The 25,228-nt window shown below is 57.0% G+C and carries 24 protein-coding genes; 11 read left to right on the forward strand and 13 right to left on the reverse strand.

Features of this window, described 5'->3' with window-relative positions; genetic code table 11:
• Positions 1-14: 14 nt before the first annotated feature.
• The 7 genes from ACN0XM_RS13865 (at position 15) to ACN0XM_RS13895 (ending at position 6,026) form a co-directional block, all read left to right on the forward strand.
• Positions 15-1,178 (forward strand): cytochrome P450, encoded by a 1,164-nt coding sequence (locus ACN0XM_RS13865; protein ID WP_417567532.1) that lies wholly within the window; start codon positions 15-17, stop codon positions 1,176-1,178.
• Positions 1,179-1,463: 285 nt separating this feature from the next.
• Positions 1,464-2,168, forward strand: coding sequence for a c-type cytochrome (locus ACN0XM_RS13870; protein WP_417567533.1), 705 nt, complete (start codon positions 1,464-1,466; stop codon positions 2,166-2,168).
• Positions 2,169-2,172: 4 nt separating this feature from the next.
• Positions 2,173-2,532, forward strand: coding sequence for a c-type cytochrome (locus tag ACN0XM_RS13875; RefSeq protein WP_417567534.1), 360 nt, complete (start codon positions 2,173-2,175; stop codon positions 2,530-2,532).
• Positions 2,533-2,622: 90 nt separating this feature from the next.
• Positions 2,623-3,729 (forward strand): multicopper oxidase domain-containing protein, encoded by a 1,107-nt coding sequence (locus ACN0XM_RS13880; protein ID WP_417567535.1) that lies wholly within the window; start codon positions 2,623-2,625, stop codon positions 3,727-3,729.
• Positions 3,730-3,754: 25 nt separating this feature from the next.
• A complete protein-coding gene (locus ACN0XM_RS13885) occupies positions 3,755-4,705 on the forward strand; it encodes a multicopper oxidase domain-containing protein (protein ID WP_417567536.1) in 951 nt (316 codons plus the stop codon).
• A 148-nt stretch (positions 4,706-4,853) separates the two neighbouring features.
• The gene (locus ACN0XM_RS13890) at positions 4,854-5,282 is read left to right on the forward strand and encodes an RrF2 family transcriptional regulator (RefSeq protein WP_417567537.1); all 429 of its coding nucleotides are present in this window, start codon (positions 4,854-4,856) and stop codon (positions 5,280-5,282) included.
• A gap of 9 nt (positions 5,283-5,291) precedes the next feature.
• Complete coding sequence (locus tag ACN0XM_RS13895) at positions 5,292-6,026, forward strand: Crp/Fnr family transcriptional regulator (protein WP_417567538.1); 735 nt, start codon at positions 5,292-5,294, stop codon at positions 6,024-6,026.
• 112 nt (positions 6,027-6,138) lie between these two features.
• Here ACN0XM_RS13895 and ACN0XM_RS13900 read toward each other — a convergent pair whose 3' ends face one another.
• The 3 genes from ACN0XM_RS13900 to ACN0XM_RS13910 form a co-directional block, all read right to left on the reverse strand.
• A complete protein-coding gene (locus ACN0XM_RS13900; RefSeq protein WP_417567539.1) occupies positions 6,139-7,233 on the reverse strand; it encodes a methyl-accepting chemotaxis protein in 1,095 nt (364 codons plus the stop codon).
• Positions 7,234-7,347: 114 nt separating this feature from the next.
• Complete coding sequence (locus ACN0XM_RS13905) at positions 7,348-7,710, reverse strand: DUF488 domain-containing protein (RefSeq protein WP_417567540.1); 363 nt, start codon at positions 7,708-7,710, stop codon at positions 7,348-7,350.
• 81 nt (positions 7,711-7,791) lie between these two features.
• On the reverse strand, positions 7,792-7,995 hold the full coding sequence (locus ACN0XM_RS13910; protein ID WP_417567541.1) for a DUF2892 domain-containing protein: 204 nt from the start codon (positions 7,993-7,995) through the stop codon (positions 7,792-7,794).
• Positions 7,996-8,174: 179 nt separating this feature from the next.
• Here ACN0XM_RS13910 and ACN0XM_RS13915 point away from each other — a divergent pair, with 179 nt between their 5' ends.
• Genes ACN0XM_RS13915 through ACN0XM_RS13925 form a run of 3 tightly spaced genes read left to right on the forward strand, consistent with a single transcriptional unit; the run spans position 8,175 to position 13,259 of the window.
• Positions 8,175-8,813, forward strand: a complete 639-nt coding sequence (locus ACN0XM_RS13915) for a TetR/AcrR family transcriptional regulator (RefSeq protein WP_417567542.1) — start codon at positions 8,175-8,177, stop codon at positions 8,811-8,813.
• Positions 8,797-10,170, forward strand: coding sequence for an efflux RND transporter periplasmic adaptor subunit (locus ACN0XM_RS13920; protein WP_417567543.1), 1,374 nt, complete (start codon positions 8,797-8,799; stop codon positions 10,168-10,170). Before ACN0XM_RS13915 ends, ACN0XM_RS13920 begins: the two co-directional genes overlap by 17 nt.
• Positions 10,167-13,259 (forward strand): efflux RND transporter permease subunit, encoded by a 3,093-nt coding sequence (locus ACN0XM_RS13925; RefSeq protein ID WP_417567544.1) that lies wholly within the window; start codon positions 10,167-10,169, stop codon positions 13,257-13,259. Before ACN0XM_RS13920 ends, ACN0XM_RS13925 begins: the two co-directional genes overlap by 4 nt.
• Before the next feature lie 35 nt (positions 13,260-13,294).
• On the opposite strand, the gene ACN0XM_RS13930 is transcribed toward ACN0XM_RS13925, so the two are convergent.
• The 5 genes from ACN0XM_RS13930 to hemN form a co-directional block, all read right to left on the reverse strand.
• Positions 13,295-14,188 (reverse strand): U32 family peptidase, encoded by an 894-nt coding sequence (locus ACN0XM_RS13930; protein ID WP_417567545.1) that lies wholly within the window; start codon positions 14,186-14,188, stop codon positions 13,295-13,297.
• Between the two features lie 13 nt (positions 14,189-14,201).
• Positions 14,202-15,197, reverse strand: coding sequence for a ubiquinone anaerobic biosynthesis protein UbiU (gene ubiU / locus ACN0XM_RS13935; protein ID WP_417567546.1), 996 nt, complete (start codon positions 15,195-15,197; stop codon positions 14,202-14,204).
• 86 nt (positions 15,198-15,283) lie between these two features.
• Entirely contained in the window at positions 15,284-15,430 is a 147-nt protein-coding gene (locus ACN0XM_RS13940; protein ID WP_417567547.1) for a lmo0937 family membrane protein, read from the reverse strand.
• Positions 15,431-15,507: 77 nt separating this feature from the next.
• On the reverse strand, positions 15,508-15,711 hold the full coding sequence (locus tag ACN0XM_RS13945) for a CsbD family protein (protein ID WP_417567548.1): 204 nt from the start codon (positions 15,709-15,711) through the stop codon (positions 15,508-15,510).
• Positions 15,712-16,176: 465 nt separating this feature from the next.
• Positions 16,177-17,595 (reverse strand): oxygen-independent coproporphyrinogen III oxidase, encoded by a 1,419-nt coding sequence (gene hemN / locus ACN0XM_RS13950; protein ID WP_417567549.1) that lies wholly within the window; start codon positions 17,593-17,595, stop codon positions 16,177-16,179.
• A gap of 273 nt (positions 17,596-17,868) precedes the next feature.
• Between hemN and ACN0XM_RS13955 the strand changes: the two genes are divergently transcribed.
• Positions 17,869-19,401 (forward strand): cryptochrome/photolyase family protein, encoded by a 1,533-nt coding sequence (locus tag ACN0XM_RS13955; protein WP_417567550.1) that lies wholly within the window; start codon positions 17,869-17,871, stop codon positions 19,399-19,401.
• A 6-nt stretch (positions 19,402-19,407) separates the two neighbouring features.
• Here the strand turns inward: ACN0XM_RS13955 and ACN0XM_RS13960 are convergent, their stop codons facing one another.
• From ACN0XM_RS13960 to ACN0XM_RS13980, 5 genes are read right to left on the reverse strand one after another with little or no spacing between them, the layout of a single operon-like run.
• On the reverse strand, positions 19,408-20,523 hold the full coding sequence (locus ACN0XM_RS13960; RefSeq protein ID WP_417567551.1) for an ABC transporter ATP-binding protein: 1,116 nt from the start codon (positions 20,521-20,523) through the stop codon (positions 19,408-19,410).
• A gap of 18 nt (positions 20,524-20,541) precedes the next feature.
• Positions 20,542-21,411 (reverse strand): carbohydrate ABC transporter permease, encoded by an 870-nt coding sequence (locus ACN0XM_RS13965; protein ID WP_417567552.1) that lies wholly within the window; start codon positions 21,409-21,411, stop codon positions 20,542-20,544.
• Complete coding sequence (locus ACN0XM_RS13970; protein ID WP_417567553.1) at positions 21,404-22,330, reverse strand: carbohydrate ABC transporter permease; 927 nt, start codon at positions 22,328-22,330, stop codon at positions 21,404-21,406. Before ACN0XM_RS13970 ends, ACN0XM_RS13965 begins: the two co-directional genes overlap by 8 nt.
• A gap of 53 nt (positions 22,331-22,383) precedes the next feature.
• Entirely contained in the window at positions 22,384-23,643 is a 1,260-nt protein-coding gene (locus ACN0XM_RS13975) for an ABC transporter substrate-binding protein (RefSeq protein ID WP_417567727.1), read from the reverse strand.
• A gap of 35 nt (positions 23,644-23,678) precedes the next feature.
• Positions 23,679-25,130 (reverse strand): carbohydrate porin, encoded by a 1,452-nt coding sequence (locus ACN0XM_RS13980; protein ID WP_417567554.1) that lies wholly within the window; start codon positions 25,128-25,130, stop codon positions 23,679-23,681.
• Between the last annotated feature and the right edge of the window lie 98 nt (positions 25,131-25,228).

Consider the following 25,228-nt stretch of genomic DNA (forward strand, 5'->3'; position numbering starts at 1 on the left):
CCCGAGGATGAGCAATGTCAGACGCCCCCCGCAAGCCTGACTGGAACCCCCGAAACGAAGCGGTTCTGAAAAACCAGATACCGGCCTACGATGCCATGCGTGCGCAGTGCCCGGTCGCCTGGAGTGATTTTCAGCACTGGACACTGTTCCGGCATGACGATGTCATGCGAGTGCTGAAAGATCACCAGACATTCAGCAGTGCGGTGTCCAGCCATCTTTCAGTCCCCAATGGCATGGACCCACCTGAACACACGCCCTATCGACAGGTAATCGAGCCCTACTTCTCGCAACAGGCAATGAGCGAATTTGAGCCAACCTGTCGCAACATTGCCCGTAACCTCGTCAATAGCTTGCCCGACGGCCAGCCGTTTGATGTCGTCGAAAAGTTTAGCCGAGCCTTTGCCCTGCAGATACAGTGCGCTTTTATGGGCTGGCCTGATTCTCTCCACGAACCACTGAGGGAGTGGGTGTTAAAAAACCACCGGGCCACCCTGGCCCGTGACCGGCAGGCCATGGCTGAAGTTGCCCGTGAGTTCGACGGTTATATTCACGACCTGCTGGAAACCCGACGTCAGGCCGGAGCCAAGGCTCCACGAGACGTCACCACCTCTCTGATGGAGGAAATCGTCAATGGTCACGCGATGACCGATGAAGAGCTCACCAGCCTGCTGCGAAACTGGACTGTCGGTGAGCTGAGCACAATCAGCTCCAGCGTATCCATTCTTCTGAGCTACCTCGCTGAACACCCCGACCTCAAACAGAGCCTTGCCAACGATACCGTTGCCCTGCCGGACGCTATCGATGAAATTCTGCGTATGGACGCGCCACTGATGTCTAACCGCCGGATTACAACCCGTGATGTGGAAGTTGGCGGAAGAAGTATTCCGGCAGGTGAAAAAATCACTATCCTGTGGGCGTCCGCCAACCGTGACGAGAAGGTCTTCGGCGACCCGGATGCGTTTTGCCCACAGAGGAACCGTGACCAGAATCTGCTCTATGGCGCAGGCATTCACGTTTGCCCGGGTGCACCTCTCGCCAGGATGGAACTCAGGGTGCTGATGGAGGAATTTCTGTTCGCTGTCGACACCCTGGAACCTGCGCCCGAGGGCCAGCCTGAACGGGCGATTTTCCCGACTGGAGGGTTCAGTTACCTGCCAACGATCATTGGAAAAAGATAGGAAGGGAGTTCCAGTTCAAAACGGATGAGAATCCGCAGTCCGAGCCATACCTCACACTCTCCCGGGTCAAGCCAAAACTTCATCGATTTACCCCATCACTCTCACATGGCCGGCCGTCAGATCACCGTGGTGCATCATCGCCGACCAGTGCAAACACGATCTGATTTCAGTTCACATTGACAAAAGTCATACTCAGACATTGCCCATATTAATGTATTTAGAATACATTGTTTAAGGCCGAATTTACTGCTGACTATCCGCGGACTACAGAAAGGGAAACTGAATATGATTCAACCAAAACTCTTCCATCTGTCGAAAGTGACATTGCTGGTCGGGGCCATATCGGGAATCTCCAGCCCGGCATTGGCTGGAGAAACTGCAAAGCAATTTGTGGAGACAAACTGTTCCGGTTGCCACGCACTTAGCAAACCCGAGAGCTTTACGACAACCCGAATTCGTGAACGCAAGGCGCCCGACCTTTACTACGCGGGAAACAAATTTCAGGAAGACTGGCTCATTCAGTGGTTGCAGTCACCGACCAGAATTCGTCCGGGAGGAACTTTCTTTGGGCAAAATGTGGTGGCAGGCGAAGACCGTGACATCGTTCCAAAAGATAAGTTGCCGGAGCACCCTGCCTTCAATGAATCGGAGGCTCAGGTCGCAGCATCCTATCTGATGTCGCTGACCCCTCACGATGATCTGGTATCAGATGTCGACTACGTTCCGAAACCCATTTCTGGAGCCATAGGACGCATGAACTTCACCAAGTTCAAGGGCTGCGTCGCCTGCCACGAATTGGAGAAGGGTTATGGCGGGATTTCAGGCCCTGAAGTTTATACAGCTGGTGCCCGACTAAACCCGGAATTTCTCTACAGCTTCATCAAGAATCCTCAAGCCTGGGCACCTAAAACTTTCATGTCGAACCTGCACTTAGACGATAGTGAGGTTCAAAAATTGGCAGACTTCATTACCACACTGTCAAAGGAGTGAACATATGCATTTTCTGACTCGCATTATATTAATCATTTTGGTCTCAGCTCCTACCGTCGCTCTTGCCGAGTCCGAAGCAACGGGAAAGCAGCTTTACAACACATACTGCACACAGTGCCACGGCATCTATGGCGACGGATGGGGTGTTAATACAAGAGATATCGAAGTACTTCCCAGAGACCATACAGATTCTGGTGAGATGTCTGCGCGTTCTGATCAGGAACTCTTCAAGGCGATAAAGCACGGCGGGCAGGCTGTAAACAAGTCTATTCTGATGCCCAACTGGGACGCCACGATGTCAGACGCCGAAATCGAGCGAGTGGTGCGCTACTTACGAGAGCTCTGTAACTGCGACGCTCCATAACCCATATCCAGACGGGCTTCTGCGAGCTGGTAATAAAGCTTCTAATAACGATCAAAACGATGTTCAAAATTTACATCAAAGGAGTAGACGATGAGTTTAACCATGGGAAAAACGCGCTCCGCAACAGGAACTCGGATTGCTCTTGCCATTGCTGCCACTGCCTCACTGGGCGGCGTCGGACCTGCATGGTCAGAAACACACCAGTTTCAAATGACGATTGAGGAGGGGGAAAAAGAAGTGGCGCCCGGATTCAAAGCAAAGGTTTGGGCCTATAACGGCCAGGTCCCTGGGCCGCTTATCCGGGTCGAGGAGGGAGATACAGTGGAGGTAGAGCTCACCAATATGACGACTCTGGCCCATACCATCCACTGGCATGGTACCTACCAGACCGGTACGTGGCGGAATGACGGTGTTCCAGATGTGACTCAACAAGCCGTTCAACCCGGGGACTCGTTCACTTATAAGTTCGTTGCCGATAAGCCCGGAAGCCTCTGGTATCACTGCCACGTAAATGTCCCGGAACACGTTGGATTACGAGGAATGTGGGGGCCCATGATTGTTGACCCCAAAGAACCAGTGGCAATCGAAAACGAAGTCACCAAAGAAGCCATTCTGATGTTTTCCGGCTGGAACGAAGACGTCGCTCAAACATTCGGCAAAGGCGGGCACCCGACCGAGAAACTCTCATATTTTTCAATTAACGGCCAATCGTTTCCGAATACCCAACCATTAAGAGTCAAGGAAGGCGATGTTCTCCGCCTGCGTCTTTATGCAACCGGTATTGAGACAGCTTTCCATCTGCATGGACACGACATGCTGGTCACGCACAAAGATGGCCTGCCATTGGACTCCCCATTCTGGGCGGATGTGGTGGATATCAATCAGGGCGAACGGTACGACGTAATTGTCAGGATGAACAACCCCGGGCGCTGGATTGCCCATGACCACATTGAACACCACGTCAGTAACAACGGAAAAGCACCTGGTGGCGCGGTCATGATCGTCGAGTACGACAGCATCGAAGATGATGATTGGTATGTCTGGAAGGACAAAGTCTACGACCCCAACTTTTACTACACCCAAAGCTTGACCGAAGGCAGTGGTCTCTTCAACCACAAGGGCTTCGAGGCCCAGAAAATCAAAAACGATGAGTCCAAAGGTCGTGGCAGGAGCCGCGGCAGAAGTGAGTCCAACTAACACCTAAACACCAAAGGAGAGAAAGATGTCTATTTCCAAATCAATTAAACAGGTGACCGCGGCTATGGCAGCGGCTGCGATACTGGCGTCTCCCGCGATGGCTGAAGTGGTGAAGGTCGAGATCCCGGTCATTGAGAAAGAGATCGCTGTAGATAACAAAGGAACGATGCAAACCATGTGGACGTTCGGGGGAACCGTTCCCGGCCCCGTTGTTCGCGTAAAAGAGGGAGATGTCGTCGACTTCACTCTTATCAATGAGGAGGGCAACAAACAAAGTCACTCTATGGACTTCCACGCCGCCGCTGTTGACGTCCTGGACGAATTCTCAGCTGTGAAACCTGGGCAGAAAAAGCATTTCAAATTTACGGCTACCAGCCCAGGCGTGTTCATCTACCATTGCGGTGCGGACCCCATGGTTGAGCATATAGGGCGCGGTATGTATGGCGTCATTATTGTCGACCCTAAAGAGGGGTATGGGGAAAACTATCCTAAACCGGACCGCGAGTACGTCATCGTCCACAGCGATCTGTTTGAACCTGGCACCACAGCAGAACAGATGCTGGAAGGAGACGGTTGGACCAGTACTTTAGTGAACGGCAAGGCGTTTCACTATGACCCCTTGCACGACCCAAACGCCAGCTTAATGCTGCAATCCGAGCCCGGGGAAAGGGTACGGTTCTATTTCGTGAACGCCCACGTCAATAAATCAGTTGCCCTCCATCCGATTGCCGGGATCTGGGAACGCGTTTATAACAGTGGCCACCCATTCAACCTCGAAAAAGGGATACAAACATATCTCGTACCGGCAGCGTCCGGAGCTACTCTTGATCTGGTTAGCCCTTCTGATCGTGACACCAACAACGCCATCGTAGATCACCAGATGAAGGGTGCTCTGAATGGTGGCATAAGCGTCCTGATGAATACTGAAGGAGCGGACCCTTCTCTTGGCAAAAAAGGAAACATTCTGATTCGATGACCCCTCGCCTCCCTCACTGACTCTTTCAAGAGCCAGTAAGGAGGTTTTCGCCGGCCCCGATCCGGGCCGGCTTTTTTGCTCTCACAGGTTTATTGATGTATACAAAAAGCATCGTATTATTTTATGCAACTGCCAACCAGGTGAAACGATGCAACTAAAAACGTATACGGATTTTGGTTTGAGGGTCTTGGTCTATGTCGGAACCCGACGAGGTAAGTCAATTCCCCGACGGGAAATAGCTACAGCCTACGGCATCTCTCCGGAACACTTACGCAAAGTCATTCATCGTATGAGCACGCTGGGGTACGTAAAAACGACCCAGGGTAAGTCCGGCGGAGTTATGCTCAGCCGTTCGCCTGGATTGGTTCGGTTAGGGCAATTCGTACTGGAAATGGAGGAGAACATGGAAATCATCGACTGCAACAAACAAGAATGCCCGCTCCAGGGGGGGTGCACCATCAAAAGCGCAGTCAATGCTGCGCGCGACGCTTTTGTTGCCACGCTCAATGAATACACTCTCGCTATGTTGCTGGATGATTCCAAAATGGTGGAGCGCCTGCGCATGGTGGGACCTTGAGGGTAGACCATGAATATAGCAGCAGCGCCCAACAGTTTTGAATATCCGACCCTGAAACGGCTTTTGCAGGACGATCCGGTATTCGCATACTTAAGGAACAAAGACTTCTCCATTCTTTTGAAAGATGTCCGGAGGCATGCGTTTTCTCAGGGAGAAACGATTTTCACTGAGGGGATGGCGGCGGACCGTTTTTTTCTGATTGTTGCAGGCGAAATAGAGGTATTCCGCGCTACACCCGGGGGTGACGAAAAATTGTTTGGTTACTATCGAGACGGACAACTCGTTGAACTCTATTCAATGTTTATGAAGACTCCTGTGTTTTCCCTGAATGGCCGCGGTACTCAAGATGGAATTGCCTATAGCTTCGATGAAAAAGCACTTTCGGAGATCGCCCAGAAAAACCCTGATTTGACTCGAGGACTCCTGCAACACATGAGTCAAAAGGCCCACGCCTACATGAACCAGGTCGATTTTTTCACTGGCAGCAATGCCGAACAGCGACTGGCTGCATTCCTTCTGTATCTTAGCGACTTACAAGACGGTACAGAACTGACCCTTCCTTGCCACCAAAAACAAATAGGTTCCCGCTTAGGGATACGGGGCGAGACAGTCTCGCGCGCTTTCGGGCGGTTTAAAGAGAGAGGGATCATAAAACAGAAGGGAGGCCAGCTTGAGATTCTCGACCGCCCTGCCTTGGAGCAATTACTAGGAGTGGAATATAGAAATTTGGAGATGTGGACCTGACGTGACCGTTTGATATTGTCGAACAGTTCAGCTGGCTGACTTTCCCCCATCAGGGGCTTTAGTCATCTACAGATGATTATTGGGAGATATCGCGCAACGCTAAGTCCGGGCATCAACGGCGTTCTGAAACCAACCGGCGCAGCCTCGTCATAACATCCAGATTATTGATTTCCATGGCCTCCAGCGCTTGCAGTGCATCCTCGGGCCGATCTTCATGATGTGCTCTCACGGCTTCGATCGCATAAACATGCACCAGCCGGTGAGGTTCCTCAATGGCCCGGAAATCCAGCCGGCCGGCATATTGTGCATTGCCACCACCCTGATAGTACCACTGGCCAAGCCGGCACTCCGTTTCCGGCGGCAAGGTGTCTGCCTTGCGATCGGATAACCCGGACAGAATCTGGTAGACCGTAAGCTTGATTTCCAGCTCTTCGAGATTTGCCAGCTCAATCTCCGCCAGCAGAGCGGCACGCCCCAATGCAGTCGACGAAGTGCCTGCCAGATCAATCAGCGACATGAGTCGGCTTCTTGCGGTTTCAGCCTCCTCTGCAAGCTTTTCCATTTCCTCACTGTTTGCCTTGCTGGCGCCAGAGACGGCAGCAGTCTGGGTTCGAATACGGCTGATGGCATCGTCGATTTGCCCGGTCGCTTCTCCGGCCCGGAAAGCCAGGTTTCGAACCTCCGTTGCCACCACGCTGAACCCCCGGCCATGCTCTCCGGCCCGGGCCGCTTCAATACTGGCGTTCAGTGCCAGCAGCGAGGTCTGATCGGAAACACCGTCAATCACGTCCACAAGTGACGTAATGCTGCCGGTCTCGTCCTCCAGTGCTCCGATCTGTCCAGCGGAATTCACCGCTCTTTGTCGGGCACCACCGAGTTTCTGAATCAGCGTAGCCATACTGTCACGAACGCTGCCGGATTCATCCCGGGTTTTCAGTGCCTCGGTACGACGGGACCCCAACAGGTCCGATAATTCGTGAAATGACCCTTTGAGCTCGGTCAGTGATGAACCAAACTGGCCCAGCCCTGCCATCAAGCGCCGACTGAGCTGAAGTTCCGCGCTGCTCTGCGCCAGCGCACGCTGCTCCTCTTCCAGCCCTGCGTTCAGGCTTCTGTTCCGTTCACTGACCTCAGCAAACGCCTCCTTCAATGCCGACAGCTCCGCTTCAAGCGCCTCTGCACGCTTTGTGGACGGCCAAAAACTCATAGTGTTACTCCGGCTCACCATTTAGATTCATATTATATCCATGTTTAAGGGCGAAGCTGTACGGATTTGTAACAACTACTCATTGAGAGAGAGGTACTGCGGTGGCCTGAAAGGTCAGAACTGGCCGTTCAGAACAAAGTCCCGAAGCGCAACGGCATTATTGTGCTCGGTATCTTTCGCGGCAAACACCAGCGTGATGCGGTTATGGGCTTCAACCAGCTTTTTAAGTGCTTCAAGATCGTCTCTGGCGGCGTCTGATGTCAGCTCTTTAAGATACCGCTCCCGGAACTCCGACCATTTATCCGGATCGTGACCAAACCACTTTCGCAACTCGGTGGAGGGTGCCAGCCCTTTCAGCCAGTGGGCTAAATCCGCATCTTCCTTGGCAACGCCGCGGGGCCAGATGCGGTCAACAAGGACTCTTGGGCCATCCGACCGTGCGGGTTCTTCATAGGCGCGTTTCAGGCGGATATCCATGACTTCTCACCTCCGTAAACATCGCCTGATCTTTATGAACCAGACTGATAATTACCGTTACCGTGACGAATAAACCGGTGCCTAGCTAAGCGGCTTCTCTTCCTTGAACCCGAGCTTCCTGAGAATCACCATGGCCGGGCACCATTTGGTGAATGCAGATTGGATCAGGTTCACTGCAATGAACCCGGTAAACAGAAGCCACCAGGGGCTCACGTAGTGTGCCAGCAGGATGGATACCAGGGTGAACACGCCTGCCATCAGGCGAAGACCTTCATTGACCGTCATGATGCACCTCCATTAGTAAATCAGGTTATACGGTTACTGTGATCGTAATCCCGGACCATGATTTAAGTCACGTCAAGGGAAGATTTCTGGCCGACTCAGCACTGCAACCGGGGTTGGGCTTGCATATTCGATGCTCGACGCCGAAAATAAAGTAATCAATTACTTTCTTTGGGTCAACCATGTCAGACAGGCAACTTCCGTCCAAGCGCGCTTATCAAAGCACTGAACAACGCCAGTCCGCCACTGTTGAGGCTGTCGTGCATTTGTGTGCTGAGCAAGACCCTTCCACCCTCACCACCGCCCGCATCGCCGATGAGATAGGTTTATCTCAGGGCGCCCTGTTCAAGCACTTCCCCAACAAGAACAGCCTGTGGGAATCCGTGGCGAGCTGGGTATCCGGGCAGCTCACCGATCATGTTTTCAGTGTAGCCGATCAGTATGAACAGGCCGACAAGGCGCTGGAAGCCATGTTTCTGGCCCATATCGGCTTCATTGTCCGCCACCCGGGTATTCCGCGGCTGATGCTGGGAGAACTGCAGAAGCCGGGTAACAGCGCGGCCAAACGGATCGTTCGGCAGACTCTGGCCAACTACCGCCAGAAAGTCATTTCTCTGCTGAACCTTGGTATCAAGCAACAACGCATTACCTCCACCATCGACAGCGAGGCTGCCGCAGTGCTCTATCTTGGGGCCATCCAGGGGTTAGTGGTTCAGGGCATGATAGGCGGTGATATTCACAGTCTTGAACAGGCCGCACCCCGAATTTTCAGACTTTACAGCGCCAGCTTTCAGGAGATCCCCGATGCACCGCAGGCATAAATTCATCCTTGCCCTAACGCTGATCGCCGGCATCGCCTTCGTGGTGGTGATGATTAAACTGAAACAACCACCAGAGCGTGCAGCTGAACAGGTCGCAGCGACACCGGTCCGAATCCTTGAGGTCGCTCCCCTCACCGTGCGCATCGAGACCCGGGGCTTTGGCCAGGTGTTACCGGCCAGAAGCTGGAAGGCGGTGGCCAATGTGGGTGGCCGCATTACCTGGAAGCATCCGGATCTGGAAAGCGGCAATCTCATTTCCGAAGGCACCCGTTTGCTTCAGATTGACCCGACCCGCTATGAACTGGCTGAGGCTTCGGCCAGGGCCGACATTGCCGGCCTGGAAGCAGAGCAGCAGCAACTGGATCAGGAAGAACAGAACACCCAGGCACTGCTGGAACTGGAAAACCGTAGGTTGGCGCTTGCGCAGCGGGAGCTTCAGCGGGCTAAAACCCTTGCTGACAGTGGCTCGCTGTCCCAGACCCGGCTGGATGAACAGCTGCGGGCCACCCTGCAGCAACAGCAAGCGGTGCAGTCCCTCAAAAACCAGCTCAACCTGATCCCTGTGCGCAAAAAAACCCTGAATGCCCGCCTGGCCCGGAGTGAATCGGCACTTGCCGGTGCCCGGGAAGACCTTGAGGACGCCCGGTTCGAAGCCCCCTGGGATCTGCGGGTGCACCAGTCCGACATCGAAACCGGTCAACAGGTTAACCCCGGCCAGACCCTGTTTGTGGCAGACGACATTACCGCGGCAGAAGCCACGGTGCAGCTGGAAATGTCCGAGCTTCGCAATGTGCTGTACCAAATCCCGGGCGCTCCTGATCCGGGAAACAATGGCGAAGCGTCCCCGGGCTTTACCGACTTCCACCAGAAACTGCCGCTCGATTCGCTGACCGTGCGGGTGCACCCGACCGGTGCTCCCGACAGCCACTGGACCGGCACGCTGACCCGGATTACCGGCAGCCTGGATCCCGCCACCCGCACCATCCAGGCGGTGATTACAGTGGACGAACCTTACCGCAGCGCCAACCCGCCCGCCCGGCCACCACTGGTGCGAAACATGTTTGTGCAGGCCACCATTGCAGCGCTGACAAACGAGCCGGTGTTGGTGGTGCCGGCCAGCGCCATTCATCAGGGCGAGGTGTATCTGGCCAATGGCAATGACCGTCTGCAACGCCAGCCGGTCAGTCTGGCTTGGCAACAGGGGGAGCTTGCAGTAGTCAGTGGCGGGCTAAAACCGGGCGACCAGCTGATTCTGGACGATCTGATTCCCGCCATCGAAGGCACGTTGCTGAGCCCTCAACCCGATGAGAACACCCGTCAATGGCTGCAGAAAATGGCCGCAGGAGAGCAGCCATGATCCGCTGGTTTGCCGGCCACCCCACCGCCAGCAACCTGCTTCTGATTCTGATGCTGGCGGTGGGTTTGTATGCCGCGCCAAACCTGACCCGGGAAACCTTTCCGGACTACCTGCCACCGGAAGTCAGCATCACCATGGAATACCGGGGTGCCACCGCAGCGGATGTGGAAGAGGCCATCTGCCAGCGCCTGGGTGAGGCGCTGCAGCGGGTGGACTACATGAAGGAAGTTTCCTGCACGGCCCGGGACAACCAGGCCAAAACCATCGCCAGCATGGCAGCCCAGGGCGATATGGGCCGATTTCTGGATGATATCCGCACCGAAATCGAAGCCCTGACCGACCTGCCCGAAGAAGCTGAAGATCCCGTTATCCGCGAGCTGTACCGAACCAGTCTGGTGGCCGCTATCGCGGTGTACGGGCCTATGAGCTTCTCCCACCTGGAGGCTTACACCAACCAGTTGGAAGACCGGTTGTTCGCCATGGATGGCGTGGCCGATGTCATCCCCGCTGGCCTGTCCCAGCGCCAATGGCACATTGAAGTCTCCCGGGATCTAGTCCGCCAGTACGGCCTGGGCGTGCGCGACATTGCCCGCACCATCACCCGCCAGAACCTGGATATGCCTTTGGGCAACATTGAAACCGACAGCCAGGATATCCAGCTACGGTTTGTGGATGAGCGGCGCTCGCTGCAGGACCTGGCCAGACTTCCGATTGTCGGCACTGAAGCCGGTGCTGTGCTGACCCTGGGTGACCTCGCCAGCATTACCGAGGCCCATGAACGGGAAGAGGAACGAGTGGAATTCAACGGCCAGCGCGCCATCATTCTGGAGATTCACAAGAATCGCCATGACGATGCCCTGCAGGTGATGGACTCACTGCAGGCCTTTGTCGAGGCGGAAAAAGCCCGCCGTGGTGGCACCGTGGAACTGGAAATCACCCAGGACATGACGTCTATCGTCCGGGATAGGTTGCAGATGCTGGTAGGCAATGGCATCACCGGCTTGCTGCTAGTGGGCCTGGTGATGGGACTGTTCTTCCGCCCCCGCCTCGCCTTCTGGGCCCTGTTCGGCCTGCCTGCCGCCTTTGCCGGTGCCTTTGTGATGATGGCTCTTACCGGGCTATCCCTGAACATGATCACCCTGGTGGCTTTGCTCATGGCCATTGGCATTGTCATGGACGACTCCGTGGTAGTCACCGACAACATCGCCAAGCTGGCCGCCGAAGGCAACAACCCGTTGGAAGCGGCCGTCAAAGGCACACAGGAAATCCTGCCCGGGGTGCTGTCGTCATTCCTGACCACAGTTTCTGTGTTTATTCCTCTGGCGTTTCTGGCCGGAGAGTTGGGGGCGGTGCTGGAGGTCCTGCCGGTGGTTCTTATTGCCGCCCTGGCCGCCTCGCTGATTGAAGCATTCTGGATACTGCCCCACCACCTTAAAAGTGGTCTGGGCAACAAACGCGAGCATACGCCTTCCCGCTTCCGCGCCGCGTTCGACACCGGCTTTGAAAAGATTCGTGAAAATGTGGGGCGACTGGCCGACAAAGCCATCCGCTTCCGTTACGGCGTATTGGCGGCCATGCTGCTAATACTCTTTGGGTCGGTGGGGCTGATGGCCGGCGGTCATGTGCGCATGGAAGCCATGCCGGAAATTGACGGTGACGTACTGGAAGCCCGGGTGCTGATGCCCCAGGGCACACCCCTGCAGCAGACCCAGGCCATTACCAACCGCATCACCGAGGCCATGTATAGGCTCAACGAGGAATACGCGCCGGAACAGCCAGACCAGCAAGAACTGCTGCAAAACATCCAGACCCGCTTCAACCAGCACGCCGGGGCCGGCGAGAAAGGTGCGCATGTAGCAACGGTCATGGCCGATTTGCTGACTGCGGAACTTCGTACCGTGGATCTAGCCACCCTCACCGACCGCTGGTACCAGGAAATCGGCGAGATTCCGGGGCTGATTGCCCTGAATATCCAGGAGCCCGGCTTCGGCCCGGCCGGCATACCCATCGAAATCCGGCTGCAGGGCACCGATCTGGATGAGCTTAAAGCCGCCGCCGGTTTTCTCAGCGCAGAAGTCGCCAGCTATAACGGCACGTTCAACGTGCTGGATGACCTCCGCCCCGGCAAGCCTCAGCGTATCCTGACGCTGAATGACAGCGCCCTGTCTCTCGGCCTGAATGCTGCCGAGGTGGCCAGCCAGATCCGCACCGGCCTGCTGGGGGATATTGTGGATACGGTACAGATCGGTGACCAGCACATCGAAATACTGGTGCGCCAGACCAGCGCCGAACGCAACACCCGCCAGTTCCTGGAAGATGCCGCGATCACCACAGGCAAGGGCCAGATGGTGCCGTTGCGCGAAGTGGCCAGCATTGCCGAGGAACGGCAATGGTCACAGGTCACCCGCATTGACGGTCTGCGCACCGTCACGGTATCGGCCGATGTGAACGGCCGGAAGACCAACGCCGATGCTATCGTGGCCGACTTACACAACCGGGCATTTCCGAAGCTTCGCGAGCAATGGCCAGAGATCAGCCTGCAAGTGGAAGGCCAGACCGCCCGCTCCCGGGAAACCGGCCAGTCTATCGCCCAGGGGCTGCTGATCGGCCTGCTGGGGATTTTCCTGATCCTGTCGTTCCAGTTCCGCAGTTACGTGGAGCCGGTCATTGTCATGCTGTCGATCCCGGTGGCCTTTATGGGCGCGGTCTGGGGGCACCTCCTGATGGGCTACAACCTGTCCATGCCCTCATTGATCGGCGCTGCCTCATTGGCCGGCATTGTCGTGAACAACGCTATCTTGCTGGTTCAGTTCATAAAGAGCTTCCGGGAACAAGGCATGAGTACTCAAGAGGCCGCCGGCGCTGCCAGTCGGGCCCGTTTCCGGGCCATTCTAATCACCACCAGCACCACCGTTGCCGGCCTGCTGCCCCTGCTGGCCGAAACCAGCACCCAGGCCATGGCGGTGATTCCATTGGTGATTTCGGTGGTGTTCGGCTTGTTGGTGTCCACTGTTCTGATACTGATTGCCTTGCCAGCGCTCTATTCGATCCTTGCGGATCTGGGGTGGGCCAGAAACGTCGAGCCCTGAACGAACACGCCGGGATCCGTGTCCCGGCCTGTGATTCATAGACTAACCAGCTCCATCCCAGGTTTGCTATACCAGTACCCGTTGCACGGTGGTGCCTCCACCAGCTGCAACGGATCGGCAGCCGGCGTTTCGCCCCTACGCACCTGGTCGAAACGTTTCACAACTTCCTCCAGGCCCTGATACTCAGGGCTCAGACGAACGGTCGACACGCCCATGCGCTCCATCTCTGGCAGTTCCCGCATAAGGTCATAGCGTGAGCCGGACAGAGTGGAGACACCGTTGATACGGAATAGCTCCTGGGATTCCCGGGAGCGCAACTCCATGCCAGCGGGGTGCTCGATGCAACGGAACTCGCAGTTGTCTTTGGGAAGGTTGTAATGGCGAGCGGTGAAACAGCGGGATGACCAGGCCAGAGGCAGGAAACCCCAGCCGAACACTTCCGCCGGCAGATCCAGACCTTCCTCTTTCAAACCCTTGATCAGCTGAGCCAGGGCTGCCTTGCCCAGCTCAACCGGCAGATTCCAGCCCTTCAGTCCCTGTTTTGCCAGCACCTTGAGCGTGGCCACGTTGTAGATGTTCATGGACGGGCCGGTTATGAAGGGAATGTCATTACGAATAGCTACCTGCAGAGCGCTCTGGTCATTCGCTTCCACCACAAACTCGTTCTGGTCACAGATCCGGCGCAGGCGACGTAGATCCGCTTCGGATTCGATCAGCGTCTGCGTGGAAAGCACCACGTCCTTCCCGCAGGCTCTCAGATCACGGGCCAGATCGAGCCAGTCATCGGGTTTCAGCTCACGGCGACGACTGCACACGGCTTCACCCAGATAAATGGTATCCACCGGCCACTCGGCGGCGCTGGCATAGAAATCGAAGACAGTTTGCTTGGACCAGAACCACAGGATCGGACCCAAAGATAGCTTCATCATAAATGGTAAAACCTTATTTCCACTTGCGATGGTAGGCGCCCAGCGTTGTGAGACCACCCTCGGAAAGGCCGTCCAAGGTGCTGCGCCACTGGGGTTCAACGGTGAATTCTTCGGGCCGGGACGCGAGGTTATCGAGCGCGTGGCGCCAGGTGCGGGCCACGTCGGCAATATAGGCGGGGCTGCGCTGACGCCCCTCGATTTTCACCGCGCTGATACCCAGTTCCTGAAGTTCCGGGAGCAGATCCAGGGTGTTCAGGCTGACCGGTTCCTCAATGGCGTGATAGACACTGCCCTCCACTTCGAAACGGCCTTTACACAGGGTGGGATAGCCCGCGGATTCACCATGACCATATCGGTCAATCAGTACATTATTCAGGCGGGATTCCAGTCCCTGAGGCGTCTCCTGCCAGCGAACAGCCTTGGCGGGAGAGCAGGCGCCACGGGTATTGGGAGACTCATCGGTCAGATAGGAGGAGAGATAACACCGACCCTCGGCCATGATGCACAGGCTGCCGAAGGCAAAGACTTCCAGCTCAACCGGACTGTGTTTCGCCACACCTCTCACCTGATCCAGCGAGAGGACCCGGGGCAAAACGGCCCGGCGAATGCCGAAGTTATCCTTGTAGAAGGAAAGCGCTTCGTGGCTGGTGGCAGAGCCCTGCACCGACAGGTGGCGGGGAATGTCCGGGTACTTGTTGGCCGCGTAATCCAGCAGGCCCATATCGGCCAGAATGATGGCGTCCACGCCCAGACTCGCTGCGCGATCTACGGCGCCCTTCCACTGCTCCCAGCCATCCGGCTGAGGGTAAGTGTTGATCGCGCAGAATACACGGCTGCCCCGGAGATGGGCGTATTCAATGCCCTCGGCGGCACGTTTGTCGTTGAAATTCAGGCCGGCAAACTGGCGGGCATTGGTGCTATCCCGAAAACCGAAATACACGGCGTTGGCACCGTTATCGACCGCAATTTTCAGGGCTGGCAGGCTACCGGCCGGGCACACAAGTTCCATGGCACTCTCCACTGCAAGAATGCCAGCACCTTACAATGGCTCCCCGCCGGAGCGCCTTGACCTTTGTCAGCGTGGGTATCAAAGTCTCAGAGACTGCGGCCCCGAATGACCCGAAGCAGGATTACCACAACCGCGATCACCAGCAGAATATGGATAAACCCGCCCATGGAATATGAGGTCACCAATCCCAAAACCCAAAGCACCAATAAAATAACAGCAATTGTTTCAAGCATGGCTATATATCCCTGCACAACCCACTGTCGAGCCACGGTGGTGTGAACTTGTAGCCCGAGTGAACTGAGCGATCCGATTACTTGCCAAAGAATTCTTTGACCTGTTTTTCAGCCTCGTCGCGGGTAACGGCATACCGTTCCTGCACCAGACCCACGAGTCTGTCCTGACGCCCTTCCGCCTCCAGCAGTTCATCTTCCGTCAACTTGCCCCAGTATTGCTTTGCTTTGCCGACCTGTTGTTTCCATTTGGCTTTCATTTCATCTGCACTGAACATACTCATGGCTATACCCTCTGTTGATTACCACGTTGACCTTAACCTGACGCATTGTCATATACCTGTCTGTTCGCTGGCACACTAAAGGCTGGAAAGACCTCTCTGGTGGTGCTCCACGCACCATTATGTATGATGTATGCGCCAACTGCGTTCCATGGTGGAGTTGGCAGAGCGAGCAGGGCGGGACCGCGCGGTTGGTGCCTCCCTGATCCCCAGTGGAAACTTCGACCTGCCCACCCTACGCCAGATCGCCTGACTCAGCGGGTAGCATGGAATCGGTCCGTGAACCGGTGATCCTGACAATCACCGGTTCCCAGGAAATCACCCTGGTAATCGGAGAGCAGAGACGGCTGACAAGGGTACTTCAGGACCTTGCGAAGGGTTCAAGGTGCCGACTTACAGTTGAACGAAAGAGGGGTCAGATGAAAACTTTCATCTGACCCCTACTTCATCCCTTTTCACCGGCGTCTGTCAGATGATCCGCGAAAACCGCTGACTTGCGCCTTCCTTGCGATACAGATCAAAAATCTGGCAGATGGCCCGAATCAGCAACCGACCGGCCGGCTGAACCTGTAGTGCATGTCCATCATCGGCAATCAGTTCATCCTGCACCATGGGCTTCAGGCGGCGTAGTTCATCCGCGAAGTAGCGGTCCAGATCTTGCTGCCACACTTCCGCGAACTGCTGGCGATCCAGCCGAAACTGGCAGATCAGTTGGCCGATCACCCAGCGGCGGATTCGGTCGTCCCGGCTCAGGTTCACACCTTTGGTAATCGCCAGCTGGCCGGCATCAATGGCCGCCTCCCAGGACGGCAGGTCGTGGTTGTTCTGGAAATAGGCATCGTCGGTCTGGCCGATGGCAGAGACACCGAGGGATACCAGGTCGCACTCGGAGTGGGTCGTGTAGCCCTGGAAATTCCGGTGCAGGCGGCCTTCCCGTTGCGCCACGGCCAGGCTGTCGTCCGGCTTGGCGAAGTGGTCCATGCCGATGTATTCGTAACCCGCTTCCAGCAACCGGTTGATGGTGTTGTGCAGAATGGCCAGCTTCTGCTGCGGGCTTGGCAGGGTATCGGCCAGAATACGGGTCTGCGGGTAGAAACGATCCGGAAGATGCGCGTAGCTAAACACAGAGAGCCGGTCCGGCGACATCTCGATCACCGCTTCCAGGGTCTCGGCAAAGCTTTCCGGGGTCTGATGGGGCAGGCCGTAGATCAGGTCCAGGTTGATGGAGCGGAAGCCCAGCCGACGCGCCTCATTCAGCACGGCCTCGGTCATCTCTCTTGGCTGGATGCGGTTCACCGCCTTCTGCACCTGGGGATTCACATCCTGCACGCCAAGGCTGATACGGTTAAAGCCGAGGTCCCAAAGGGTTGGCAGGGTGTCCTGATCCACTTCCCGCGGATCGATCTCCACGCTGTAATCCCGCTCATCGCCAGTCTGCAGGTTGAACAGTTCCCCGTACCCTGCCATCAGGTGTTCCATGACATCCTTCGGCAGGAACGTGGGCGTACCACCGCCCCAGTGCAGTTGGGTAACGGGGCGATCGGCACCAAACAGTTTTGACTGGATGGTCGCTTCCTTCAGCACGCGCTCCACATAGGGCATGGCCTTGTCACGCTTTTTGGTGATCACCTTGTTGCAGGCGCAGTAGTAGCACAGGTGCGCGCAGAACGGCAGGTGGGTGTAGAGCGACAGCGGGCGCCCGCTGGCTTTGCTGCGCGCGGCGGCCTTGACCATGTCTTCGATCGGGTAGTTCTGGTTGAACTCCACGGCCGTGGGATAGGAGGTGTACCTTGGGCCGCTGAGGTCGTAGCGGCGGATCAGGGCTTCGTCCCAGATGAATTCTGGCAGTGTTGAGTCTTGGGTGCTGAGTGAGGGGGTGGCGGTCATGGCAAACTCGGGGTCAGATGAAATCGGGGTCAGATGAAAATTTCGTCTGACCCCATGTTCAGGGAAGCTGACGCATTTTAGGGCAATCCCATACGTGCCGTTTTGATGCGGGTCAGCTGAGTGTTGGTTTCAGTTTACCAGTCTGGTTTATGAACCACTCTTGGGCTGTTGGCGTACTTCTTGTACCTCTTATTGAGGAGGCTTGGTGGTGGGCACCCGGCAGGCGAAGGGGATGCCAACCCGCCAAAAAATAAACGGAGCGAAGGATCTACCATGCCTAACCTGATTCTGATTCTCGGGGACCAATTAACGAGAGACATCAGCGCACTCGAAGACGCCGACAAAGATCGGGATCTGGTGGTGATGGCGGAGGTTCACGACGAGGCGAGTTATACCAATCACCACAAGAAGAAAATCGTGCTGCTGTTCAGCGCCATGCGCCACTTTGCCAGGCAACTGGAGAGCGAGGGCTGGCAGGTGCATTATCAGGCCTATCATCCGGCCAACGAGCGCCAGAGCCTTGAGGCGGTGGTCGCCGAACAGGCGCAACGGATAAAACCGGACAAGGTCATCACGACCGAGTGTGGCGAATGGCGGCTGCATGAGCAGATCAGCCGCTGGCATGAACGTCTAGGGGTGCCGGTGGAGATCCGGCCCGATACCCGCTTCATCGCGACCAAACAAGAGTTCGCCGATTGGGCCGAGGGCCGAAAGCAACTTCGGATGGAGTTTTTTTATCGGGAGATGCGTCGGAAGACCGGGTTACTGATGACGTCCGACGGCGGCCCCGAGGGTGGTCAGTGGAATTTCGATGCGGATAACCGGAAGAAATGGACGGGCAAGCCGCCAGCGCCGGCGCCTTTTCGGGTGGAGCCGGATGCGATTACCCGGGAGGTGATTGAATTGGTTGACGAGCACTTTGCTGATCATTTCGGAATTACGGAAGATTTCCACTTTGCGGTTACCGCAGAGGATGCTCAGGCGGCGTTGGAACATTTCATTGATTTTGCCCTACCCTGTTTCGGCGACTATCAGGACGCGATTTCCGATACCGAGGACTGGCTGTTTCACTCCATTCTTTCCCCCTACATCAATTCCGGGCTGTTGGATCCTCTGGTGGTTTGCGAAGCGGCTGCCCAGGCATGGTATTCAGGGCGGGCGCCGATCAATGCGGTGGAGGGATTTATCCGGCAGATCCTGGGTTGGCGGGAGTTTGTGCGGGGGATCTACTGGAAGAATATGCCGGAGTATGCCCGGGAGAACCGGTTGGGTAACATCCGGGCCCTGCCCTGGTTCTACTGGACCGGCGAGACGAAGATGCGCTGCATGCACAAGGCCATCGATGCGACCCACCGCAACGCCTACGCCCATCACATCCAGCGGCTTATGGTCACCGGCAACTTTGCGTTGCTCGCCGGCATCAAACCCGAAGAGATCTGCGACTGGTACCTGGCGGTTTACGCCGATGCCTATGACTGGGTGGAGCTGCCCAATGTGCTGGGCATGGTGATGCATGCCGACGGCGGCTATCTGGGCTCAAAACCCTACGCTGCCAGCGGTAAGTACATCCAGCGGATGTCCGACCATTGCGCCAACTGCCATTACAAGGTGAACAAGGCCACGGAGGAGGACGCCTGCCCGTTCAATAGCCTGTACTGGCATTTCATCGACCGGCATCGGGACGACTTCGCGAACAATCCCCGCATGGGCATGATGTACCGCAACTGGGACAAGCAGAAGCCGGAGAGGCGGGAGGCGCTGCTCCGGCGCGCCGGGCATCTGCTGGCAAACCTGGAGCAGCTGTAACGCTGATTATGGGGCGATGCGCTTTTCGGTCTCGGGGTCAAAAAACACTACTTTTTTCATGTCGAACATCAGTTCGGCGGTCTCACCCCAGGTCACCGGGTGCTCCGGATCAATCCGGCAGTGCACGTTGGTGTCGTTCAGCTGAATCAGCGCAATCACATCCGGGCCGGTGGGCTCGGTGACCTCGATGGTGAACCGGCCTTTCGTCACCAGGTCCTGATCGTTCTTCTGGTCCTGGGGCTGGGTGATGTGCTCCGGGCGAATGCCCAAGATCACTTTCCGGCCGACCCGGTCGCCCAGGTAGCCCGGTAACGGCAGCCGGATAGTTCCACCATCATTACCCCGCACTTCTGCCTGCAATCCATGGTCGCCCTGCTCCACGGTGACCGGCACAAAGCTCATGGCAGGCGACCCCATGAAGCCGGCCACAAACAGGTTGGCCGGCGTGTTGTAGACCTCTTTCGGTGTGCCGAGCTGCTGCAACTCGCCGCCCTTGAGCACGGCAATCCGGTCCGCCAGGGTCATGGCTTCGATCTGGTCGTGGGTCACGTACACAATGGTGGTTTTCAGGCGCTGGTGCAGCTTCTTGATCTCGGTGCGCATCTCCACCCGCAGCTTGGCGTCCAGGTTGGACAGTGGCTCGTCGAACAGGTAGATGCGCGGGCGGCGGGCCAGGGCCCGGCCCATGGCCACCCGCTGCTGCTGGCCACCGGACAGACGGGACGGTTTTTTGTCCAGAAGATCGGAAATCTGCAGCAGGTCAGCAACCCGCCCCACTTCCTCCGCGATCTCATCTTTCGGCTTACCCCGGATTTTCAGGCCGAAGGCGATGTTCTCGCGAACGGACATGGTCGGGTACAAAGCGTAGGACTGAAACACCATGGCGATGTCCCGGTCTTTCGGCTCCATGGTAGAGATATCCTTGCCGTCCAGCACAATGGAACCGTCGGTAATGGTTTCCAGGCCGGCGATGGTGTTCATCAGGGTGGATTTGCCACAGCCGGACGGGCCCACCAGGATCATGAATTCACCGGAAGCAATGTCGATATCGATACCCTTGAGGGTTTCCTCGGCAACGCCCGGGTAGGTTTTGCGGATGCTTCGCAGTTCCAGTTGAGACATTATTGTTATCCTCTCAGGTCAACCTTTGACAGATCCGGCGGTCAGCCCCCGGATGAAGTATTTGCCGGCGACGATATAGACCACCAGGGTCGGCAGCGCTGCAATCATCGCCGCAGCCATATCCACGTTGTATTCCTTCACGCCGGTACTGGTGTTGACCAGGTTGTTCAGCGCCACGGTAATGGGCTGGCTGTCGCCGCTGGCAAACACCACCCCGAACAGGAAGTCGTTCCATATCTGGGTGAACTGCCAAATCAGCGACACCATGAAAATCGGCGTGGACATGGGCAGCAGGATGCGGAAGAAAATAGTGAAAAAGCCGGCGCCATCCAGCCGGGCGGCCTTGATCAGCGCATCTGGAATAGCCACGTAATAGTTCCGGAAGAACAGCGTGGTAAACGCCACCCCGTAGATCACGTGCACAAGCACCAGGCCAGTGGTGGTGTTGGCGAGGCCCAGCTGGCCCAGGGTTGCCGCCATGGGCAGCAGTACCACCTGGAACGGCACGAAACAGCCGAACAGCAGCATGCCGAAGAACAGGTTGGAGCCCTTGAACTTCCACTTTGACAGAACGTAGCCGTTGAACGCACCTAACAGCGTTGAAATTAGCACTGCCGGCACGGTCATCTTGAACGAGTTCCAGAAGTAACCGCGAATACCACCGCAGTCCACGCCGGTGCAGGCCTCGGACCAGGCCTTGGTCCAGCCGATAATGGTCCAGTCCGCGGGCAGGGCCATCAGGTTGCCGGTGCGGATATCCATGGGTGTCTTGAAGCTGGTCACCAGCATGATAAACAGCGGAATCAGGTACACCAGCGCGGCCAGAAGCAGGACGCCGTAGATGGCCACACGGCTGGGACGAAGGCCGGTACGAACCAGATCAGTCATGGCGTTTCTCCCTCAGTTCCGAGTACAGATAAGGCACCAGCAACGCCAGGATAGCCCCCAGCATCAGCATGGCGCTGGCCGAACCCAGGCCCATCTGGCCACGGGTAAAGGTATGGGTGTACATGAAGACCGCCGGCAGGTCGGTGGAGTATCCCGGGCCGCCGGCCGTCATGGCCATGACCAGGTCAAAACTCTTGATCGCGATATGGGCCAGCACCATCAGCGCACTGAAGAATACCGGCCGCAGGGATGGCAGGATGATCTTCCCGTAGATCAGCGGCAGGCTGGCGCCATCCACCCGGGCAGCGCGGATGATGGACGAATCCACACCCCGAAGACCGGCCAGGAACAGGGCCATCACGAATCCGGAGGCCTGCCAGACAGCGGCCATCACGATGGTGTAGATGGCCATGTCGGAGCTCACCAGCCAGTCGAAACTGAACGAGCTCCAACCCCAGTCGTGCATTAGTTTCTCCAGCCCCAGACTGGGGTTGAGAATCCACTTCCACACGGTGCCGGTGACAATCATGGACAAGGCCATGGGATAGAGGTAAATGGTGCGGATGGCGCCTTCCTGGCGAATCTTCTGATCCAGGAAGATGGCCAGCAACACGCCAATCACCAGGCAGCTGAGGATAAACAGGCCACCGAAGATACCCAGGTTGATCGAAGCCGTGAGCCAGCGGTCATTGGCCATCAGCTTGGCGTACTGGTCAAAGCCGATGAACTCGTACACCGGCAGGAAGCTGGAACTGGTGAACGAAAGAACACCGGTCCAGATCATGAAGGCGTATATACCGACACCGACCAACACGAAGGTCGGGGCCACAACCAGCTTCGGCAGCCAGCGCTGCAAACCGTCCAGCAGACGAGAGCGAGGCCGGGCCAACCGGGCTGGTTGACGTTGAATGTGTTCCATGAGGAGTCTCCCGAAAGGATCGGAGGCCACCCGAACGGGTGGCCCTTACCGGCTCAGAGTGCTGCCTGGATGGCCGCCGCCAGCTGGTCAGTGGCCCGGACCGGATCCTTGTTGTCGGTGTTCACGAAATTGGTGACAACGTCAAAGATCTGGCCCTGGACATAACTGGTGGTGGCCAGGCCGTGGGCAAAGCTGGGCACCAGCCCGCCGCCTTTGGCACTGCTCTTGAAGGTCTCCATGGACGCCTGGGCGCAGGCATCAAAGCCGGACATGTCCATGTCGGTACGGACCGGGATCGAACCCTTGGCCTTGTTGAACACGGTCTGGAACTCGGGCTCCAGGATAGTGCGGGCCAGGTCCTTCTGGGCTTCGGTGTTGTCCTCATCACTCAGGCTGAACATGGCGAAGGAGTCAACATTGAAGGTGAACTGCCCGGTGGTACCCGGGGCTGGCGCACAAATGTAATCCTCACCAGGGGTCAGGCCGGCAGCGGTAAACTCGCCCTTGGCCCAGTCACCCATGATCTGCATCGCCGCCTCACCACGAATGACCATGGAGGTAGCGGTATTCCAGTCCCGCCCGGCAGCATTGTCGTCCACGTAGCTCATCACCTTGGCAAACTCGGTAAAGACCTCTTCCATCTGAGCGCTGTTGATCACGTCCATATCGTGCTCAACAAAAGCCCTGGCAAAATCATCCGGGCCCATGACCGCCAGGGCCACGGCTTCAAACACGGTGGCGTCCTGCCACGGCTGACCACCGTGGGCCAGAGGAATAACACCGGCTGCCTCCAGCTTCTCGGCAGCCTGATAAAATTCGTCGAGGGATTTGGGCACCGCGACACCCACCTTCTCCAGCACCTCCGGGTTGGCCCACAGCCAGTTTACCCGGTGTACGTTGACCGGCACGGCTACGTAACTGCCCTCGTATTTCATCACATCCGCAATCACCGGCGGGACCAGCTGGTTCCAGTTATTGGCCTCGGCCACATCATCCAGGCTGGCCAGAAAGCCCAGCTTGGCCCACTCGCGGATATCCAGGCCCTTGATCTGGGCCGCCGCAGGCGGATTGCCGGAAACCGCACGTGTCTTGAGCACGGTCATGGCCGCTTCACCGCCACCGCCGGCCACGGCGAAGTCTTTCCAGGTGTGGCCCTGTTCTTCCATCATTTCCTTGAGGGCGGCGGCCGCGCGGGCCTCACCACCGGCGGTCCACCAGTGCAGCACTTCCACTTCACCGGCCTGGACGGCCTGGGCTGGCAAAAGTGCGGCGGTCACCGCCGCAGCGGTAAGGGTTTTCTTGAATAGGTTCATGGTCATTCCTTCCTGTTTTGTTGTCTTGATCAGGTTCAGAACCAGATTTCCATCTGGGTGCCAAAGGTCCACTGCGCGCTCTCGAAATCGCTGTCAGCGCCAAGCGGGTCGCCAGCGGCGTAGGTTTCAAGCTCGTCATCCCAGGTGGAGTAGCTAGCGAACAGCCGGATCTCCGGGCGGTTCCAGAACCCACCGACCTGGGGCTTGAAGGTGGGCGCGATGGTAAAGCGGCTGTAATCGCCATCCACGGCATTGCGGCCATCGTAACCCATGGTTTTGAGATCCATGGTCTGCCAGGACGCCTCGTACTGCATCTCGAAATTAGACGTTATCTCGTTCGCCAGTCTGGCGTTGAAGGTCAGCCACTGGTAGTCGTCGCCCTTGATGTAGCGGTCTTCGCTGGTTTCCGCCAGAATCGCCGGCGCCAGGCGCCAGTTCTCACTCAGGTAGGTGGTGCCATAGACCGCCAGGCGGGTACTGATGGCATCCTCATGCAGGTTTCCGTCGGCACCGATATTCTTGGTTTCCGCACCCAGGCCCTGCCCGTGCAGGACGGCGACCTTGTAAGTGCCATCGGAAATGCCGAAGAAGCTGTCGCCATGGTAGGCGAGCATGGTGTGAACACCGGTCTCGGCCGCCGAGGTATTGGAACCGTTCACCACACGCTGATCGTTGTCCTGGGCCTTCATGCCACTGAGGGTCCACTGCACGTTGCCGAAATAGTTGTCGGCGGTCAGGATCAGGTTATCGGTGTTCGAGGTAATGTCCTGGTTCTGAATGTCAGACGGGAACTCCAGAAAACTGCGGCCGTACAGGGAAAAGTTGGATTTCACGTTATCAGCGAATTTGACGTCGTAAATGCCGGCGCCCAGCCCCCCGAGAAAAATGATGTCGCTGTCCAGCCAGTGGATGTCGAAGTTCAGGTCGCGGTCAAAGCGCTTGCCGGCCCAGATCGACGCATCCTCGAAAATGCCGGAGAAGCTGGCCAGGTTGCTGAACTCCACATAAGCCTGGCGCACATTCAGAGCACCATCACCAGCGGTCCAGTCGTTCGATGATGTGGTGGAATCGGCGATCATCAGCCGGTAGTGGGATTGGGTGCCGTTCTCGGCCACCTGCTTGTAGTTCAGGATGGCTTCGAGGTAGGTGTCCGGCTCGTTTCCAAGGCGGCCTACTGCGCCGCCCACTGAACCGGCAGGCGTCAGGTAAGGGCCTCCCGGTACGCTTTGCAGGTCACCGCCGAGCAACAGGCCGGAGCGGGCGTAGGTGTTGAAGGAAAAACCTTCCAGGCCGTTGGCCTTTGGCTCGACGTCGGCCAGTCTGGCCTCAAGGGCCTCCAGACGTTCCTCAACGCTCTGGGCCTCCTGGTCCTGGGCTTGCGCCTGTCCGGCGACCAGTCCCAGCGAAACCAGACTCACGGCAACGGACAAGAGACGTCCCTTGGAGATTGCTTTTACAGATGTGGTGCCATACGTAGTGTTGAACATTTTGACTCCTTGTTTTTGTTGTATTGGCAACGTTGGAGTCTATGGCAGGAAACCGAAACACTAAGTATCAAACTGAAAGGCCCATGTAACACCCTTGT

This window comes from Marinobacter sp. (assembly GCF_048269445.1).
Classification (GTDB): Bacteria; Pseudomonadota; Gammaproteobacteria; order Pseudomonadales; family Oleiphilaceae; genus Marinobacter.